General features: G+C 66.2%; 16 protein-coding genes. 7 read left to right on the forward strand and 9 right to left on the reverse strand.

The window, feature by feature from the left end; genetic code table 11:
- Positions 1 to 82: 82 nt before the first annotated feature.
- Positions 83 to 529 (forward strand): GNAT family N-acetyltransferase, encoded by a 447-nt coding sequence (locus AC07X4_RS00220; protein ID WP_494738871.1) that lies wholly within the window; start codon positions 83 to 85, stop codon positions 527 to 529.
- 25 nt (positions 530 to 554) lie between these two features.
- On the opposite strand, the gene AC07X4_RS00225 is transcribed toward AC07X4_RS00220, so the two are convergent.
- Positions 555 to 2456, reverse strand: coding sequence for a propionate--CoA ligase (locus tag AC07X4_RS00225; RefSeq protein WP_494738872.1), 1902 nt, complete (start codon positions 2454 to 2456; stop codon positions 555 to 557).
- Between the two features lie 186 nt (positions 2457 to 2642).
- Between AC07X4_RS00225 and chrA the strand changes: the two genes are divergently transcribed.
- Positions 2643 to 3995 (forward strand): chromate efflux transporter, encoded by a 1353-nt coding sequence (gene chrA, locus AC07X4_RS00230; protein WP_494738873.1) that lies wholly within the window; start codon positions 2643 to 2645, stop codon positions 3993 to 3995.
- A gap of 85 nt (positions 3996 to 4080) precedes the next feature.
- Here the strand turns inward: chrA and AC07X4_RS00235 are convergent, their stop codons facing one another.
- From AC07X4_RS00235 to AC07X4_RS00250, 4 genes are all read right to left on the reverse strand, one after another.
- Positions 4081 to 4683 carry an isochorismatase family protein gene (locus AC07X4_RS00235; protein WP_063460222.1) on the reverse strand — a complete coding sequence of 201 codons (603 nt, stop codon included), beginning with the start codon at positions 4681 to 4683 and terminating at the stop codon, positions 4081 to 4083.
- Positions 4684 to 4771: 88 nt separating this feature from the next.
- The gene (locus tag AC07X4_RS00240; protein ID WP_494738874.1) at positions 4772 to 5686 is read right to left on the reverse strand and encodes a ribose-phosphate diphosphokinase; all 915 of its coding nucleotides are present in this window, start codon (positions 5684 to 5686) and stop codon (positions 4772 to 4774) included.
- 2 nt (positions 5687 to 5688) lie between these two features.
- Positions 5689 to 7218, reverse strand: a complete 1530-nt coding sequence (locus tag AC07X4_RS00245) for a thymidine phosphorylase family protein (RefSeq protein ID WP_436077519.1) — start codon at positions 7216 to 7218, stop codon at positions 5689 to 5691.
- Between the two features lie 222 nt (positions 7219 to 7440).
- The gene (locus AC07X4_RS00250) at positions 7441 to 8613 is read right to left on the reverse strand and encodes a PQQ-dependent sugar dehydrogenase (RefSeq protein WP_494738875.1); all 1173 of its coding nucleotides are present in this window, start codon (positions 8611 to 8613) and stop codon (positions 7441 to 7443) included.
- 195 nt (positions 8614 to 8808) lie between these two features.
- On the opposite strand from AC07X4_RS00250, the gene AC07X4_RS00255 reads away from it, so the two are divergent.
- Complete coding sequence (locus AC07X4_RS00255; protein ID WP_056062930.1) at positions 8809 to 9396, forward strand: C40 family peptidase; 588 nt, start codon at positions 8809 to 8811, stop codon at positions 9394 to 9396.
- Between the two features lie 44 nt (positions 9397 to 9440).
- On the opposite strand, the gene AC07X4_RS00260 is transcribed toward AC07X4_RS00255, so the two are convergent.
- Complete coding sequence (locus AC07X4_RS00260; protein WP_436077255.1) at positions 9441 to 9881, reverse strand: hypothetical protein; 441 nt, start codon at positions 9879 to 9881, stop codon at positions 9441 to 9443.
- A gap of 169 nt (positions 9882 to 10050) precedes the next feature.
- Between AC07X4_RS00260 and AC07X4_RS00265 the strand changes: the two genes are divergently transcribed.
- The 3 genes from AC07X4_RS00265 to AC07X4_RS00275 all read left to right on the forward strand — a co-directional run bounded on the left by AC07X4_RS00265 (position 10051) and on the right by AC07X4_RS00275 (position 11704).
- Positions 10051 to 10758 (forward strand): adenylate/guanylate cyclase domain-containing protein, encoded by a 708-nt coding sequence (locus tag AC07X4_RS00265; protein WP_494738876.1) that lies wholly within the window; start codon positions 10051 to 10053, stop codon positions 10756 to 10758.
- A gap of 83 nt (positions 10759 to 10841) precedes the next feature.
- Complete coding sequence (locus tag AC07X4_RS00270; protein WP_056062936.1) at positions 10842 to 11093, forward strand: GlsB/YeaQ/YmgE family stress response membrane protein; 252 nt, start codon at positions 10842 to 10844, stop codon at positions 11091 to 11093.
- Positions 11094 to 11188: 95 nt separating this feature from the next.
- Complete coding sequence (locus AC07X4_RS00275; RefSeq protein WP_056065019.1) at positions 11189 to 11704, forward strand: hypothetical protein; 516 nt, start codon at positions 11189 to 11191, stop codon at positions 11702 to 11704.
- 81 nt (positions 11705 to 11785) lie between these two features.
- Here AC07X4_RS00275 and AC07X4_RS00280 read toward each other — a convergent pair whose 3' ends face one another.
- The 3 genes from AC07X4_RS00280 to AC07X4_RS00290 all read right to left on the reverse strand — a co-directional run bounded on the left by AC07X4_RS00280 (position 11786) and on the right by AC07X4_RS00290 (position 15242).
- Entirely contained in the window at positions 11786 to 13465 is a 1680-nt protein-coding gene (locus AC07X4_RS00280; protein WP_494738877.1) for a DUF6351 family protein, read from the reverse strand.
- 191 nt (positions 13466 to 13656) lie between these two features.
- Complete coding sequence (locus AC07X4_RS00285; protein WP_494738878.1) at positions 13657 to 14694, reverse strand: Bug family tripartite tricarboxylate transporter substrate binding protein; 1038 nt, start codon at positions 14692 to 14694, stop codon at positions 13657 to 13659.
- 71 nt (positions 14695 to 14765) lie between these two features.
- On the reverse strand, positions 14766 to 15242 hold the full coding sequence (locus AC07X4_RS00290; protein WP_056062938.1) for a DUF3237 domain-containing protein: 477 nt from the start codon (positions 15240 to 15242) through the stop codon (positions 14766 to 14768).
- Positions 15243 to 15404: 162 nt separating this feature from the next.
- On the opposite strand from AC07X4_RS00290, the gene AC07X4_RS00295 reads away from it, so the two are divergent.
- Positions 15405 to 16277 carry a helix-turn-helix transcriptional regulator gene (locus tag AC07X4_RS00295; RefSeq protein WP_494738879.1) on the forward strand — a complete coding sequence of 291 codons (873 nt, stop codon included), beginning with the start codon at positions 15405 to 15407 and terminating at the stop codon, positions 16275 to 16277.
- The last annotated feature ends 18 nt before the right edge of the window (positions 16278 to 16295 follow it).

Consider the following 16295-nt stretch of genomic DNA (forward strand, 5'->3'; position numbering starts at 1 on the left):
TGCCAGGCGCTAGTATCGTATGCGTCAGCAGCTATGAGTTTGGTAGCAAACAAGCATACTCTTCGCCCCCTGGAGGCTGGCCTTGAACATCCGTGAACTCAGCGCCGAAGACCTGGCCCCCCTGCTCAGTCTGTACACCCACCTGCACGCGCTAGACGACCCGCTGCCCCCACTCCCCGAGGTGCAGACTGTGTGGGCCGAGGCGCTCGCCAACCCACGCATTCGGTACTTTGGTGGGTGGGATGAGGGTGTGCTGGTCTCGTCCTGCACGCTGACCGTCATCCCCAACCTCACGCGCGCATGCCGTCCCTACGGCGTCATCGAGAACGTCGTGACGCACTCGGCCCATCGCGGCCAGGGCTGGGGGCATACGCTGCTGCAGCACGCCCTGGCCCATGCCTGGCGGGAGCACTGCTACAAGGTCATGCTGATGACGGGCCGCAAGGACGAAAACACCCTGCGCTTTTACGAGCAGGCGGGGTTCGACCGGCAGGGTAAACAGGCATTTGTTGCCAGGCCACTGCAGTGACCCGCCGGCCCGGGCGGGCCTGAACTCAGCCCACCAGGTCCTTCACCTGCTGCAGCGCCGCCGGGTCTTCCATCGTTGTCAGGTCGCCTGGATCGCGCCGCTCGGCCACGGCCTGCAGGGCGCGGCGCAGCAGCTTGCCGCTGCGGGTCTTGGGCAGCACGGTCACAAAGTACACGCGCGAGGGCCGCGCCACGGCGCCGAGCTGGTGGTCCACCTGCTTCATCACCTCGCCTTCGAGCTTCAGGCGTGCAGCGTCATCGGTAAGCCCTGACGCATCGCGCGCCACGGCAAACGCCATCGCCACCTGGCCTTTCAGGCTGTCGGCAACGCCCACCACGGCCACTTCGGCAATGTTGGGGTGGGAGGCAATGCTCTCCTCGATCTCGCGCGTGCCCAGGCGGTGGCCGGCCACGTTGATCACATCGTCCGTGCGGCCCAGGATGAAGTGGTAGCCGTCAGCATCGCGGATGCCCCAGTCAAACGTGCTGTAGATGAGGCGGCCGGGGATGCTCTTCCAATAGGTGTTCACAAAGCGGGCGTCATCGCGCCACACCGTCTGCATGCAGCCGGGGGGCAGCGGGCCTTCGATGGCGACCACGCCCTTCTGGTTGGCACCGGTCAGTTCTTCGCCATTGCTTTCGTCGATCAGCTTGACGTGGTAGCCGTACATGGCCTTGCCGGGGCTGCCGAAGCGTGTGGTCTGCTGCTGCACGCCGTTGGCCAGGGTCAGGATGGGCCAGCCAGTTTCGGTCTGCCAGTAGTTGTCGATGATGGGCACGGCCAGCGCGTCGCTGATCCACTGGGCCGTGGGTTCGTCCAGCGGCTCGCCCGCCAGCCACAGGGCCTTGAGGCTTTTCACGTTGTACTTGGCCAGATAGGCCGGGTCCTGCTTCTTCAGCACCCGCACCGCCGTGGGGGCCGAGAACATGTGGGTGACCTGGTACTTCTCGACAATGCTCCACCACACGCCCGCGTCGGGCCGCGTGGGCAGGCCTTCGTACATGATGGTGGTCATGCCCGCGATCAGTGGGCCGTAGACGATGTAGCTGTGGCCCACCACCCAGCCAATGTCGCTGGTCGCAAAGTACACATCGCCCGCCTTGGCATCAAAGATGTGCTTCATGCTCGCGGCCAGCGCCACGGTGTAGCCGCCCGTGTCGCGCTGCACGCCCTTGGGCTTGCCGGTGGTGCCGCTGGTGTACAGCGTGTAGCTAGGGTGGGTGGACTCGACCCACTCGCAAGGCACCACGGTGTTCAGGTGCTGCTCGCGCAGCGGCGCCCACTCATGGTCGCGGCCCGCCTGCAGGTGCATGGGCGCCAGGCCCCGGTTCACCATCAGCACGGCGGCGGGCTTGTGTTTGGACAGCGCAATGGCCTCGTCCAGCAGCGGCTTGTAGGGCACCACCTTGCCGCCGCGCGACCCTGCATCGGCGCTGACCACCGCCACGGGCTCTGCGTCTTCGATGCGCGAGGCCAGCGAGCCCGAAGCAAAGCCGCCAAACACCACCGAATGCAGCGCCCCGATGCGCACACAGGCCAGCATGGCAAAAGCGGCCTCGGCAATCATGGGCATGTAGATGAGCACGCGGTCGCCCTTCTTCACGCCCAGGCCTTGCAGCACCGCCGCCATGCGCTGCACCTCGGCATGCAATTCGGCAAAGCTGTAGCTGCGTTCGGTGTCGGTTTCTGTAGAGATCGCCACCAGCGCGGCCTGGCTGGCGCGCGTGGCCAGATGGCGGTCTACCGCGTTGTGGCACAAGTTGGTGGTGCCACCCACAAACCATTTCGCAAACGGCGGGTTGCTGTAGTCGCACACCTGCTGCGGGGGCGTCTTCCAGTCGATCAACTTCGCCTGCTCACTCCAGAAGGTGTCTCGGTGGTCGATGGACTGGCGGTAGAAGTCGGCGTAGGTGCTGTGTGCGGTCATTGTGGGTGTCTCCTCGGCATCTCTCTCGCCCTGCCAGGACAGCAGGTTTTGAATTCATAATTATTCATGACGGGCTTGCGGCAAACTGACGCAGCCAACCCTCTGCCTCGTCATCCATGGCTCCAGATGCAGCAGGCATATTGATATGTCGGCAAACGTCATACCGGCCTGTCACACTCCCGGACCATGCACCCAGCACCGTCCCCTGCCCCCACGTCTGTCCCGTTCCGCGACGCCTTTCTTTTCTGGCTGAAGCTCGGGTTCATCAGCTTCGGTGGGCCTGCAGGCCAGATCGCCATCATGCACGCCGAGCTGGTGGAACGCCGCCGCTGGATCAGCGAAAACCGCTTCTTGCACGCCCTCAACTACTGCATGCTGCTGCCTGGCCCTGAGGCGCAGCAGCTGGCCACCTACATCGGCTGGCTCATGCACCGCACCTGGGGCGGCATCGTGGCGGGGGCGCTGTTTGTGCTGCCCTCGTTGTTCATCCTGATCGGGCTGTCGTGGGTGTATCTGCGTTTTGGCGATGTGCCGGTGGTGGCGGGCATCTTCTACGGCATCAAGCCCGCCGTAACGGCACTGGTGCTGCATGCCGCGCACCGCATCGGCACCCGCGCGCTCAAGAACGGCTGGATGTGGGGCATCGCTGCCGCATCGTTTGTGGCGATCTTCGCGTTCGACACGCCCTTCCCCGCCATCGTGCTGGCGGCCGGGCTCATCGGCTACTTTGGCGCGCAGCGCTGGCCCGCCGTGTTTGCACTGGGGGGCGGCCATGCCAATGCCCACAAGGGCTATGGCCCCGCGCTGATCGATGACGACACGCCAACGCCTGTCCATGCGCGCTTTTCTCGCGTCCACCTGGTCAAGGTGCTGGCGGCGGGGCTGGCGCTGTGGCTCGCCGCCATGGGCCTGCTGGTGGCCACCCAGGGCTGGCAAGGCACGCTCACGCAGATGGGATGGTTCTTCACCAAGGCAGCCATGCTCACCTTTGGGGGCGCCTATGCCGTGCTGCCCTATGTGTACCAGGGCGCGGTGGAGCACTACCAGTGGCTCAGCGGCCCGCAGATGATTGACGGCCTGGCCCTGGGCGAGACCACTCCTGGCCCGTTGATCATGGTGGTGGCGTTTGTAGGTTTTGTGGGCGGCTGGCTGCAACAGGTGTGGGGGCAGGACGCCCTCTTTGCAGGCGCCGTGGCTGCGGCCACGGTCGTGACCTTTGTGACCTTTTTGCCCTCGTTCATCTTCATCCTGGCGGGCGGCCCGCTGGTGGAGGCCACGCACGGCAAGCTGGGATTTACCGCTCCACTGTCAGCCATCACGGCTGCTGTGGTGGGCGTGATCCTGAACCTGGCGCTGTTTTTTGCCTACCACCTGCTGTGGCCACAAGGATTTGGCGGCCACTTCGATGCCGTGTCGGCGGTGATCGCCGTGGGTGCGCTGGTGGCACTGTTCCGCTTCAAGCTGGGCGTCATGCCGCTGCTGGGCGGCTGTGCCCTGGTGGGCCTGGCAGTCAAGCTGGCAACGCCCTACTTCGCCTGACCGGAACCTGCATCAGTCACTATTATTTTGATAGCTGCCAGCGCATGAAAATCATGCGCTAGCAGCCAATTTGGCTTGAAAAGCGCTATTTGATCAGCCCGAGCACATCCTTGAACGCCGGGTGCTCGCAGCTGCCCAGCCATTCAAACGCCACCATCTCGGTGGTCACCAACTCGGCGCCTGCGCCGGCCAGGCGGTCAAAGGCGGCGTCGCGGTTGCGTTCGGTGCGCGAGCCGCAGGCGTCGGTCACCACCCACACTTCAAACTCGTCGTCAATCAGGTCCAGCGCGGTCTGCAGCAGGCAGACATGGGCTTCGCACCCGGCAATGACGATGGTGCCGCGCTCTGCCGCCAGCGGGGCAGGCTTTTGCAGGTGCTTGGGCAGGCTGCGCGCGTTGCCGCCCTGGGGCTTGGCGGGAGGGCGCAGCCATTCGCCCAGGCCTTCTTCGGCGGCGCTAAAGTGCATCTTGGCCAGGGTCTTCTGGCACAGGGCGCGCAGCGCGGCGTCGTTGGCGCCCAGGCGCGAGGGGTTTTGCTCGGTGCCCCACACGGGCACGTCCAGCATGCGGGCGATCTCGGCCAGGCGGCGGGCGTTGGCCAGCACGGCGGGGCCCTCAAAGATGGCGGGCATCAGGCGCTCCTGGTAATCAACCAGGACGAGTTGGGATTCGGTGGCGTCAAGCAGCATGGTGGGATCGTTTCTGTGTTCGTTGAATCGCTGTGCGGGCGCAGCGAGGAAGTCAATGGCGCATTGTCGCAGCCCGAGCCCGGGGTTTTCAGGTGCGAAGGACAGACTGCAGCGCCGTGGCCAGCGGCCCGGCCATGGCCACGGCGTTGCTCGGGTGCGGGATGCAGTCCGTGCTCCACACCTCCTCCACCCCGGCTTCATGCAACACCTGCAGCGCATCGCCCGCAAACAGCGCATGCGTCACCGCCACATCCACCGAGGCGGCACCCGCCTGCAGCAGCAGCCGCGCGGCCAGCGCCAGCGTGCGGCCGGTGCTGGCCATGTCGTCCAGCAGCACCACCGCCCTCCCCTGGGCGTTGAGCGCGGGCAGTTCGATGGCCACATGGCGGTCACCATGGCGCACCTTGGTGCACACGGCATGGTCAAAGCCGTGGCGCGCGGCGGCCTGGGCAATCCACTGGGCGGATTCGCCATCGGGCCCCACCAGCAAAGCATTCGGGCGGCGCTGGGCAATCAGGTCGGCCAGCGGCTCGGCGCCGCTGAGCACCACCGCCTGCGGCACGGGGATGGCCTGCTCCAGCCGTTCGATGCGGTGCAGGTGCGGGTCCACGGTGACCGCCGCGTCGAACAGCCCGGCCAGAAACCCGCCCACCACCTGCTGGCTCACGGCCTCGCCGGGGTGGAAGGCGAAGTCCTGCCGCATATAGGCCAGGTACGGCGCCACCAGCGTGAGGTGGTGTACACCCAGGCTGCGGGCCGTGCGCGCGGCCAGCAGCAGCTCCACCAGCTTTTCATTGGGCTGGTGCAGGCTGCGCAGCAGCAGGGCGTGCCGTGGGAGGCGGCCAGTGGTCTCGTTCACCGGCAGGCGCAGCTTGAGTTCGCCATCGGGAAAACGGTGGCGTTCGATGGCCTGGGCAGGCAAACCGGCGGCCTGTGCCAGGCGCAGCGCAGGTGCGGCTTCGTCATCGAAATACAGCACACAGGGAGCTTCGGGCGGTGTCATGGTCAGAACTCCACAAACACGCGTGGCACCTCGTCGGCCGTGCCCAAGCGGTAGCCGCTGTCCCGCTCGCACGCGTGGCGCGCAAACTCGAGGTCAGCCGGGTAGCTGGCGTGCACGCGGTACAGCAGGTCGCCCGCCGCCACGGTGTCGCCCAGCTTGTGCATCAGGTCCACCCCGGCGCCCGGCACCTTGGGCGCCCCGGCCAGCCGGGCCACGCGGGCGATCTGATAGTTGTCGACGCCCGCCACCACGCCGCTGGCGGGCGCCACCACGTCCAGCGTCAGCACACCCAGTGCCGGGTGGTTGTGGTCAAACCCCGTGCTGCCCTGGGCCGCAATGATGGCGTTCATGCGCGCCAGCGCCCGGCCGGAGTCAAGGATGTCGCGCGCAATCGCGTAGCCGTCGCCGCCGCGCACATCAGGGTCGCACTCGATCAGGCGTCCGGCCAGGCGCAGCGCCTTCTGCCGCAGGTCGTCAGGCGCGCGCGGGTCGTTCTGCAGCACGCGCATCACGTCGCGCGCCTCCAGCACCGGGCCCACACCGTTGCCCACGGGCTGGCGGCCATCGGTGATGACCACGTCCAGCGACAGGCCCATGCGCCGCGCCACATACTCAAACAGGCGGCGCAGGCGCTGTGCGTCGGGCATGGAGCGCACCTTGGCCGTGGGGCCGATGGGAATGTCAAGCACCAGGTGCGTGGCACCGGCCGCCACCTTTTTGGACAGGATGGACGCCACCATCTGCCCGGCAGAGTCGATGGACAGCGGCCGCTCTACTGAGATCAGCACATCGTCAGCGGGCGAGAGGTTGGCCGTGCCGCCCCAGGCCAGGCAGCCCCGGTAGTCGCGCACGATGTCGGCCAGCTGCTCCAGCGGCAGCTCCACCTTGGCCAGCACCTCCATGGTGTCGGCCGTGCCGGCGGGCGAGGTGATGGCGCGCGAAGACGTCTTGGGGCACAACATGCCGTGCGCCGCAACGATGGGCACGACCAGCATGGTGGTGCGGTTGCCCGGAATGCCGCCGATGCAGTGCTTGTCCACCACCAGCGGTTCGTGCCAGTCCAGCCGCCGGCCGCTGGCCACCATGGCATCGGTCAGGAAGAAGACCTCCTCCCGGTCCAGCTCGTTGCGGTGGCAAGCCACCACAAAGGCGGTGAGTTCGATCTTGGAATACCGGTGGTCGGCAATGTCGCGCACGATGGCGCCGAAGTCCTCCCGCGTGAGGCGCTCGCTGGCAATCTTGCGGAACAGCGCGCCCATGGACTCGGGTGGCTCTGCCTGGGCCACCGACACAGTGTGGCCGTTGTCCACGCCGAGCTGGGCAAACGCGTCTTCCGACAAGCCCAGCTCGTGGCAGCCCACGATGGCAGGGTCGTCCACCACGTTCACCGTGGCCAGGATGCGGCGGCCGTTGGCGCGCACCTCGATCTTGGAAAGCGCCTGGAAGCCCTCGGCGCGGTATACGGCGCAGTCGCGGTGCAGATAGGCGACGTTTTCTCGCCAGGTGTCGATCGCCACACGGCGCAGGGCCAGCTGGGACCGGGCGGGCGTGCTCGCCAGATCGTCGGGCGCGGTGCCCGGATTGACCGAGGTCGCAGGAGGAGCGGTGGGCGTGGCAGGGGAAGAGGTGGTGGGCTCAGCATGCATCGCGCCAGCCTATACCGAAAATACGCGCCCAGCCTGCGGGATCACCCCGGGTCCGCCGGTTCGGTCACCCATCTCCGGGCTTGCTTGACCTGCATCAAGCAAAACCGGTCATGGGGCCGCAGCGGGCTGCAAGCGCAGCAACCGTCCCTGCGGGCTGTCGGTCAGCAGGTACAACAAGCCGTCTGGCCCCTGGCGTACGTCGCGGATGCGCTCGCCATTGCCTTGCAACAGCCGCTCCTCCTTTTGCACCTTGCCGCCAGACACTTCCAGCCGGTGCAGGGTACCAAACTTGAGCGACCCGACGAACAAACTGCCCTGCCACGCCGTGCCGTAGCGCGTGCTGGTCAGAAACGCCATGCCCGAAGGGGCGATGGACGGTGTCCAGTGGTGCAGTGGCTGTTCCATGCCGGAGCGGGCCGTGCCCTCGCCCATCTTTCCGCCGCCGTAGTTTTCGCCGTAAGTGATGACAGGCCAGCCGTAGTTGCGCCCGGGCTGGGGCAGATTGATTTCGTCGCCGCCCTGCGGGCCATGTTCGTGCATCCACAGCTTGCCGTCGGGGCCCATCGTGGCGCCCTGGGGGTTGCGGTGGCCGTAGCTCCAGATCTCGGGCAAGGCGCCGGGCTGCTTCACGTAAGGGTTGTCGGGCGGCGCTGCTCCGTCGGGCGTGATACGGATGACCTTGCCGTGGTGATTGTCGAGCTTTTGGGCATCGTCCTTGCGGTGGTAGCGCTCGCCCAGCGCCACAAACAGGTTGCCGTCGCTGGCCTGGGCAATGCGGCAGCCAAAGTGCAGCGCGCTCTCCACCTTGGGCCGCTGGCTGAAGATGACGCGCACCTCCTGAAGGCTGCTGGCGTCGGCCGACAAGGTGGCGCGCGCCACCGCCGTGCTGTTGCCTGCCGCGCCACCCGCTGCGGGCTCGGCAAAACAGAAGTAGATGCGGCGGTTGCGGGCAAAGTCGTTGTCGGTCACCACGTCCAGCAGGCCGCCCTGTCCGCCTGCCGCCACTTGCGGCACTCCCGCCAGCGCAGGCCCCACCTGTCCCGTCGCGCTGACAACGCGGAGGCGCCCCGGCCGCTCGGTCACCAAGAACTGCCCGCCCGGCAAAAAGGCCACCGCCCAGGGGTGGACCAGGCCGGTGGCCACCGGCACCAGCGACACCGCCGGCCGCGGCTCGGGGACGCCTTGGGCCTGGCTGCCTGCGTACGCACTGGCCGCTATCAAACATATAGCTACCTGCGCTTTGTTCACTGGCACTACCCGCCGATTTAGAGTCCAACCCATGCTCTCAAGCTCCTTTTGGCCCATGGCCTTGCCACCGACCGCACCTGGGGCGGAGGCAAGCCGGTCTGGCGCGCATCTTGCAAGCGACTTTTGCCTGTGAAAACACTGCGCCCATCGATTTATCTGAATCAAATCAACAGCTTGCAAAAATGCTTATTTTTGATAAATAACCATACCGTGTTACCCTTCGCCCCCATGTCCAGATGGTTTTGCATCCTCATCCTTGCCTGCGCCACCGCTGCGCATGCGGCGCCCCAGGGCACCAATTCTGACGATATGGACCGCTTGCTCGCGGACAAAGGGCTGTTTACCCGACTCGAAGACGTGAGCCACAAGGTGGCTGACAAGGCCCAGACCGTAGCAGGCCGCGCGGGTGACCTGGTGGTCAACGCCATGGGTTTTTTGGGCGTGCCCTACAAGCGTGGCGGCAACAGTGCCGAGACCGGCTTTGACTGCAGCGGCTTTGTGCGCGCTATCTATGAGCAGACGGTGGGGCTTTTGCTGCCCCGCCGTGCTGATCAGCAGGCAGCCGCCACCCAGGTCATCGACAAGAAAGAGCTGCAACCCGGCGACCTGGTGTTCTTCAACACCATGCGCCGCAACTTCAGCCATGTGGGCATTTATGTGGGGGACGGCAAGTTCATCCACTCGCCCCGCAGCGGCTCGGAGATCCGGGTGGAAGACATGGGCGTCGCCTACTGGGCACGCCGCTTCAACGGCGCGCGCCGTGTGACGCCGGGCGAAGGTGTCGAGAGCGCCCAAGCACCCCAGGCGCAGAAATAAATCGTAAAACGCTCCCGGCTTCCTTCATTTGCGGGCCGCGGTGATCAGGGCTTGACCACGTACACCGTCTCGGTGCTGCGGATCGGGCCGCCGGTCACATTGACCGGCCCGGCAGACGGATCGCCCCGCAGCAGCGCCTTGGCTGCTGCCATGTCAGCCTGATAACGCGCCCGGGCCTCGGACTCACACCGCTTGCGCTCCGCCGTCGGCATGGCCCGGCACTCTTCCAGGCTCACCTTGAGCCCGCCCCCCGCTTCACGAATGGCCGACTGGTAGCGCTGCTGCGGCGTGGTGTCAGGCACGGCACCGCGCGCCAGGGATGCCTCGTCGCTTTGCGCCTGGGCGGCAGTGGGAAACGACAGCGCACCGCCCAAGGCCATGGCGGCCACCAATACGGCGGCCGGGCGAGCCACCAACCGGCTCCATGACGAGCGCTGGGCCCCAGCCGGTGCAACGGAGTATGAAATGAATGGGGTGGATGACATAGTGAACATGGTGGGTACACCTTTCTGTCTTGAGAGAAGTCTGCGGCAGTTGTGGGTACGACAAGCACCCCACCACCCTTTGCGAACCTCACTGTAGCCCCGGGCACAACCTGCGCGGCGCCAGCACCGGCCGCGCTACCATGTCGGACACCACCCACAGGGCGTTGCCATGCACCACACCCCCGCGCTGCCCCCCGATGCTGCGACTGCACACGACAAGGGCTATCTCCGGCGCCTGCTGTCAGAGCGCAACCAGACCCCAACCGCCGGCACCGGGGCGATTGACGCCGCCATTGAACAGGCGTTTGTGCGCAGTGTCGCCATCCTGGTGCTGGACATGTGCGGCTTCTCCCGCATCACCCAGCGCCACGGCATCATTCACTTCCTGGCGATGATCCACCAGATGGAGCAGGCAGCGCGCCCTGCGATCGAAGGTAACGGCGGTGAGGTCATCAAGCAGGAGGCCGATAACCTGTTTGCGGTGTTCGCCACGCCCGAGCAAGCCCTGGAGGCCGCGCTGGACACCCTGCGCGCCCTGGGCGCCATGAACACCGTGCTGCCGCCCGAGCGGACGCTGAACGTGAGCGCAGGCATTGGCTTTGGGCCCACCCTGGTGATTGCACGCGAGGACCTGTTTGGCCCCGAGATGAACTGCGCCTGCAAATTGGGCGAAGACATTGCCACGGCCAACGAGATCCTGCTCACCGAGGCGGCTTGGGCCAGCCTGCAGAACGGGCGCTACGTGTGCTCGCGCACCGACCACCAGATATCGGGCATGGACCTGCATGCGCACCGCTTTGAGCGCTGCCTTTTTGAACGCCCCCTGCATCCGTGGGACTCCACACGGCACAGCACCACCTTGCCTGGGGGACGCTGACAGGGGGCATTGTCCGACAGCGCTTTGACTGCCCCATCTGTAAAGTGACTCTATCGTCTGAACCAACTATCAAGGGGAAAAACATGCTGTCACTTCTGGGGATGTTGCTGATTGGTTTGGTGGTGGGCTTGATTGCCCGTGCCGTCAAACCCGGGGACGACAAGCTGGGCTGGATCATGACGGCGCTGCTCGGTGTAGCGGGCTCGTTTCTGGCCAGCTACGTGGGCATGGCCATGGGCTGGTATGCGCAAGGCGACAGCGCTGGCTGGATTGCATCAGTGCTGGGCGCCGTCGCTCTGCTGGTGGTGTACGGCCTGGTCAAGGGCAAGTCCTGAGAGATCCTGGATCTTGCCCCGCTCGCTGAGCTGCCCGCCATCTGCGCTTTGAATCACGCACTTTCGTCCTACCACCCTCCATCACGTTGTCACCCATGCCCACCTCATTGCAAATGGCCGCTGGAGACCCTGAACTGGCCGCGGTTGTACGCCGCGCCCGCAAGCTGCTGCACCGCCGCGCCATGGTGGCGGCAGCGGCCAGCGTGGTCCCGGTGCCGGGGCTGGACTGGGCGGTCGATGCGGCCCTGCTTTCCCGCCTGATCCCACAGATCAATACCGAGTTCGGCCTGTCGGCCGAGCAGATCGACCAGCTGGATCCGAAAAAGCGGGAGCAAGTGCAAAAGGCGGTGGGCTTGGTGGGTTCGGTGCTGATCGGCAAGCTCATCACCCGCGAACTGGTCATCCGTGCCACCCAGACGGTGGGCTTGCGCCTGAGCACCAAGCAGGCGGCCAAGTACGTGCCCCTGGCGGGACAGGCCATCGCGGCCACCCTTGGCTACGCCACCCTGCGCTACCTGGGCGAGCAGCATTTGCGCGACTGCATCCGCGTGGTGCAACAAGCCCAACTGCGGTTGCCGCCGCCCGTGGAGTCCTCAACGGTCAAGCGCTGACCCCAGGACCCGGGTGTACAGACCCAAAAAAAGGGCCCGAGGGCCCTTTCCGCTTTATTGCAGCGTCGCTCAGGCCGCGCGTCAGCTGGCCGAGCAGACAAAGCTGCTGGCGTCTTCCACACTGCCCGAGCCCTTGTACTTGGCAAACTGCGGGTAGGGGCACAGCGGACGCGTGCGGTTGGGAAAGTCTGCGTTGGTGGGCAGCGCCTTGGCCGCAATGCTTTGTGGGGCAATGCCCTTCTCTACCCAGTCCACCATCGTCTGGATCGAGTCGAAGTTGTCGGTGGCCGGACCGCCCGAGCAGTGGTTCATGCCCGGCACCAGGAAGGTCCGCGCAAAGTTCTGCGTGGCCGCGATGCCGCCGTTGTTCGCGGCCAGACGTTCGTAGTAGTCCACCGTGTCAAACGCCGAGAAGATCGGGTCGGACATGCCGTGGATGAACAGCAGCTTGCCGCCGCGCTGCTTGTAGGCCGCCAGTTTGTCGTCGGCATAGGTGTCGTAGACGGCAGAGTACGCGGCCATGCGTGCGGGGTCGGTATCAAAGTTGAAGGCCAGCGGGTTGAACGAGAGATCCGGCGGTGTGAAGAACTCGTTGACCAGGGCATCCACCATCAGCGTGATGTAGCGTGCGTCGGGTGTGGCCGTGGTCGAGTTACCCAGCGTCCAGGACCGCCAGCCGGGAGCCGCCAGCCCGGCGTCCCACGGTTGGCCGGTGTACAGCGCCTTGCCCACGGAGTTGCGGGGCCCGGCAAACACGCTCTTGAGCGCACCCACCTGGGCGGACGACAGGCAGCTGTCGGTCTTGCCTCCCGCGCATTGCAGCACGCTGGGGTCAAACGCCTTGCAAGCGTTGACGTTCTGGGCCAGGCCGTCCACCACGCCGTCGGCCGCGTCGCAGCGGGCATTGACCGCATTGGCCACCAGTTTCAGGTCGGTGTTGCTGAAGGCGCGCGACAGGATGCGGTTGCCGCTGGCGTCTTGGGGCGCAATGGCGTTGAACTGGATGGTGTTCCACATGGCGGCCACCGTGGCACCGCTGGACACGCGCATGGCGGGCGCTCCGGCGGTGATGCCGTCAAAGTAGTCCGGGAATCGCTGCGAGAACATCATGCCCTGGCGCCCGCCGCCGGAGCAGCCAGAGAAGTAGGAGTAGTCGGGCTTGCGGCCGTAGCGCGTGCTGATGAGCGACTTGGAGGCCACAGCCGTCTTGTCGTAAGAGTTGTAGGCATGGTCGGTGCGCGCCTGCGGGTCGGCGCCAAAGCTGGCGCTGGTGCCGGTATGGCCCGCATCGGTGGACACCACCGCAAAGCCCTGCCCCAGTGGCGATGGCGTGCCGCCCGAAATGCTGGAACTGAGCGAGGTGTCGCGCAGGATGCCGTCGTTGCCGCCCCCGCCGATGAACAGAAAGCGTCCGTTCCAGCGGTCGGGCAGGCTCAACTGAAAGCCGATCGCATAGTTCTTGCCATCCACACCCACACGCGGGTTGATGGCCCCCGTGACCACACAGTGCCCGGGCAAAAAGTCGCCCGTGGCAGCGCCACCGGGGCGGCGCGTGCCCAGTGGCACATAGCTGGTGGACAAGTTGGTGTTGCTGAGCTGCGCGTTGGTGCTCAATGCGGCGCAAGCGGCGGCCGGGTTGGCGCTCTCGGTCACCAGCACAGCGTTGCCGCCGCCGCAGGCACTGAGCAATAACGGCAGCAGCACGGCGGCGGGCAGCGCGACGCGTTGCGCGATGGGGGTATCCAGCGAAAGGGATGGCATGGTGGTCTCCTCGGTTGATCGGTCTTGTGGGGTTGAACCATTGGCGCAGGAACGCCCGGCGACGGCCGTCAGGGCGTCGCTGAGGGAGGTGCGCTGATTTTTTTGGGAAATCGAAGGGCGTTGCCCCTATCGCCTGGCGCCGCCCTGCGAGCGGAATGCGTAGCGCCCGGCAATCACTGGGCAGTGCCGACTCAGTCGGCCTTGAATCCCGTGGCGGCCACGGCCTTGCCCCAGGTCACCGTGTCGGCCGCGATGATGCGTGCGAACTCGTCGCGGTTGGTGCCCGTCACGCGGAAACCAGCCTCTTCCATCTTGGCCTTGCCCTCGGGCGACTGCACGGCCTTGATGATGTCGGCGCTCAGCTTGGCGACGATCTCGGGGGGCGTCTTGGCCGGGGCCACGATGCCAAACCAGGAGTTGAACTCCAGGCTGGGGTAGCCCTGCTCCTTGATGGTGGGCACATCGGGCAGTGCGTTGGACCGGGTGCCGCCTGTGGTGCCCAGCGCCACCAGCTTGCCGGCCTTCACGTTGGGCGCTGCCAGGCCCACGCTGGCAAACACGCCCTGCACGTCACCGCTGAACAGGCCACCCAGCGCGTCGGTGGTGTTCTTGTAGTGCACCGGTTCGGGCTTGAGCTTCACGGCCTCGCCAAACATGAAGGCGCCAAAGTGCCCCGGGGTACCCGCGCCAAAGGTGGCCAGGAACAGGCCCTTTTGCTGCTGGGTCCAGGCCACGAAGTCCTTCACATTGCGCGACGGCACCTTTTGCGGATTGACGAGCAGCGCGAAGTCGGCGGTGACCACCTGGCTCACGGGCGCGAAGTCCTTTTGCGGGTCGTAGGGCAGCTTGTTGTAGCTGCTGGGCGCAATGCTGAGCTGTCCGGTTTCGCCCAGCATCAGCGTGTAGCCATCAGGGGTGGCGCGTGCGGCCTCGGTCGCAGCGATCAGGCCCCCGGCGCCGGGCTTGTTGTCCACGATCACGCCCAGGTTGCCCCAGCCTTCCGACAGCTTCTGCGCCAGCAGCCGCGCCACGATGTCCGGCCCGGTGCCTGCCGGAAAGCCCACGATGATGCGCACCGGCTTGTTGGGGTAACTGGCCGTCTGCGCCAGGGCGCCAGTGGCGGGGGCCAGGCCCGCCACCACCGTGGCTGCCAGGCAGACGCTGCGCAGGGCATGCCGACGGGAGAAGCTGCGGGACAGGGTGCGGGTGAGCGTGGAAAAAGAGGTCATGACAAGGTCTCCAGGGTGTTGTTGTGTGCTGTCGGTCATCAAAAAAATTGAAATGTGTGACTGCTGTGCGGCTACATCAGCTCCCAGAACCGCATGGCTACTGCATCGGGAAACCGCGCACCGGTGCCCGTGAACATGCGCTCCCCAATCCATCGCAGTGCGGGAGACGCGGTCTCGAACTGGGGGCTGCAGCGAAAGTAGATCTGCGCCGGGTCCACCACCTCGCCACGCACCAGGCGCGCCATCAGCTCGGGCGGGCCGGACCGCACGGCGCGGTTTTGCACATAGATCAAGTCGCCGCCATCCGCCTCCAGCGTGTAGCGCGCGTCCAGCTCGGCCAGGGTGTCGCTCACGATGAGCTGAAAATCCGCCCCGCCGGGCATCACCCGGGCCTGCCAGCCATCGCCCTGGGCCTTACCGCCCAGGATGGGGATGAGCCGACGCAGGCCGTGCACGGTGCGGCCCACCTCCTGGGGCACGCCCACCTCCACGCGCAGGTCGGCAAAAAATCGCAAACGGGGTTCCACAAAGGGCACGGGTTCGGTCATGGGCTCCATCTTTCGGGTGTCTGGCAGGCAAGCGGCCAGGGGCGGCGTGCACCCAGCCTGCTTGCGGGGTTGCACCTAGCGTAAATCCCGTGGCGCTTGACCCCTGTCATCCCTGAAGATGACAGCAATGACAAAGCCCACCCGGCATACCCCGCGCAACCCATGAGGCACTGGCTCCCTGCAAGCACATCCGGCGGCGGCATCACGCCCCCGCCCAACCTCACGGGCTCGGCCCTGGGCGCCATGGTTCACCAGCTGGGCGATGACGGGTTTGCCTGCGGCATGCTGCAGGAGCTGGCACCCGTGCTGCCCGCAGCGTCGTGGTCGGTGTACCGCACCGGGCGCCATTGCAAACCCACCTTGTTCATGTCGGCCAGTTACGGGATTCCCGACACCACGCAGGACTGCTGGTGGGCCTACCTGTCAGGCCCCTACCGCACCGACCGCACCTGGGGCCGCTCGCTGGACGAAGCCGCCCCGGCCGAAGCGCCCACCCAGTTGTGCCACCTGACGGCGCCCGAGGTGGACGCAGAACACCGCGCCCGCGTATACGAGGCCCATGGCGTGGCCGAGCGGGTGTCGGTGGTCGAACACGAGAGCGATGGCTCGGTCTTTGCCGTCAACTTCTACCGCCACCAGCACCAAAAGCCGTTCCAGGACCGGCAGATCAGCGACTTTGAGGGCATGGCCCCGGTGCTGCTGGCGCTGACCCGCAAGCACATCGCCCTGGCCCAGCGCCCCGGGGTGTTGCAACCCGCACTGCAGCCCCCGGCGCAGGCCACCGCGCCCGCGCTGTCCCACAGCCTGCCCGCGCTGCGCGAACGCCTGCTGCGCGCCCACGCGGGGCTGACCGAGCGCGAGCTGGACGTGTGCGCCCGCCTGCTGCAAGGCATGACGCAGGAGGGCATTGCCTGCGACCTGGGCCTGAGCCTTCCCACTGTCAAAACCTACCGCAACCGCGCATTCAGCCGCCTGGGCATCCACTTTCGCAACGAGCTGTTTGCACTGGCGCTGGGCACCCAACGCAGCGTTTAGACGAAAGGGCACGCCACG

It is taken from the genome of Acidovorax sp. GW460-11-11-14-LB4 (genome assembly GCF_059423685.1).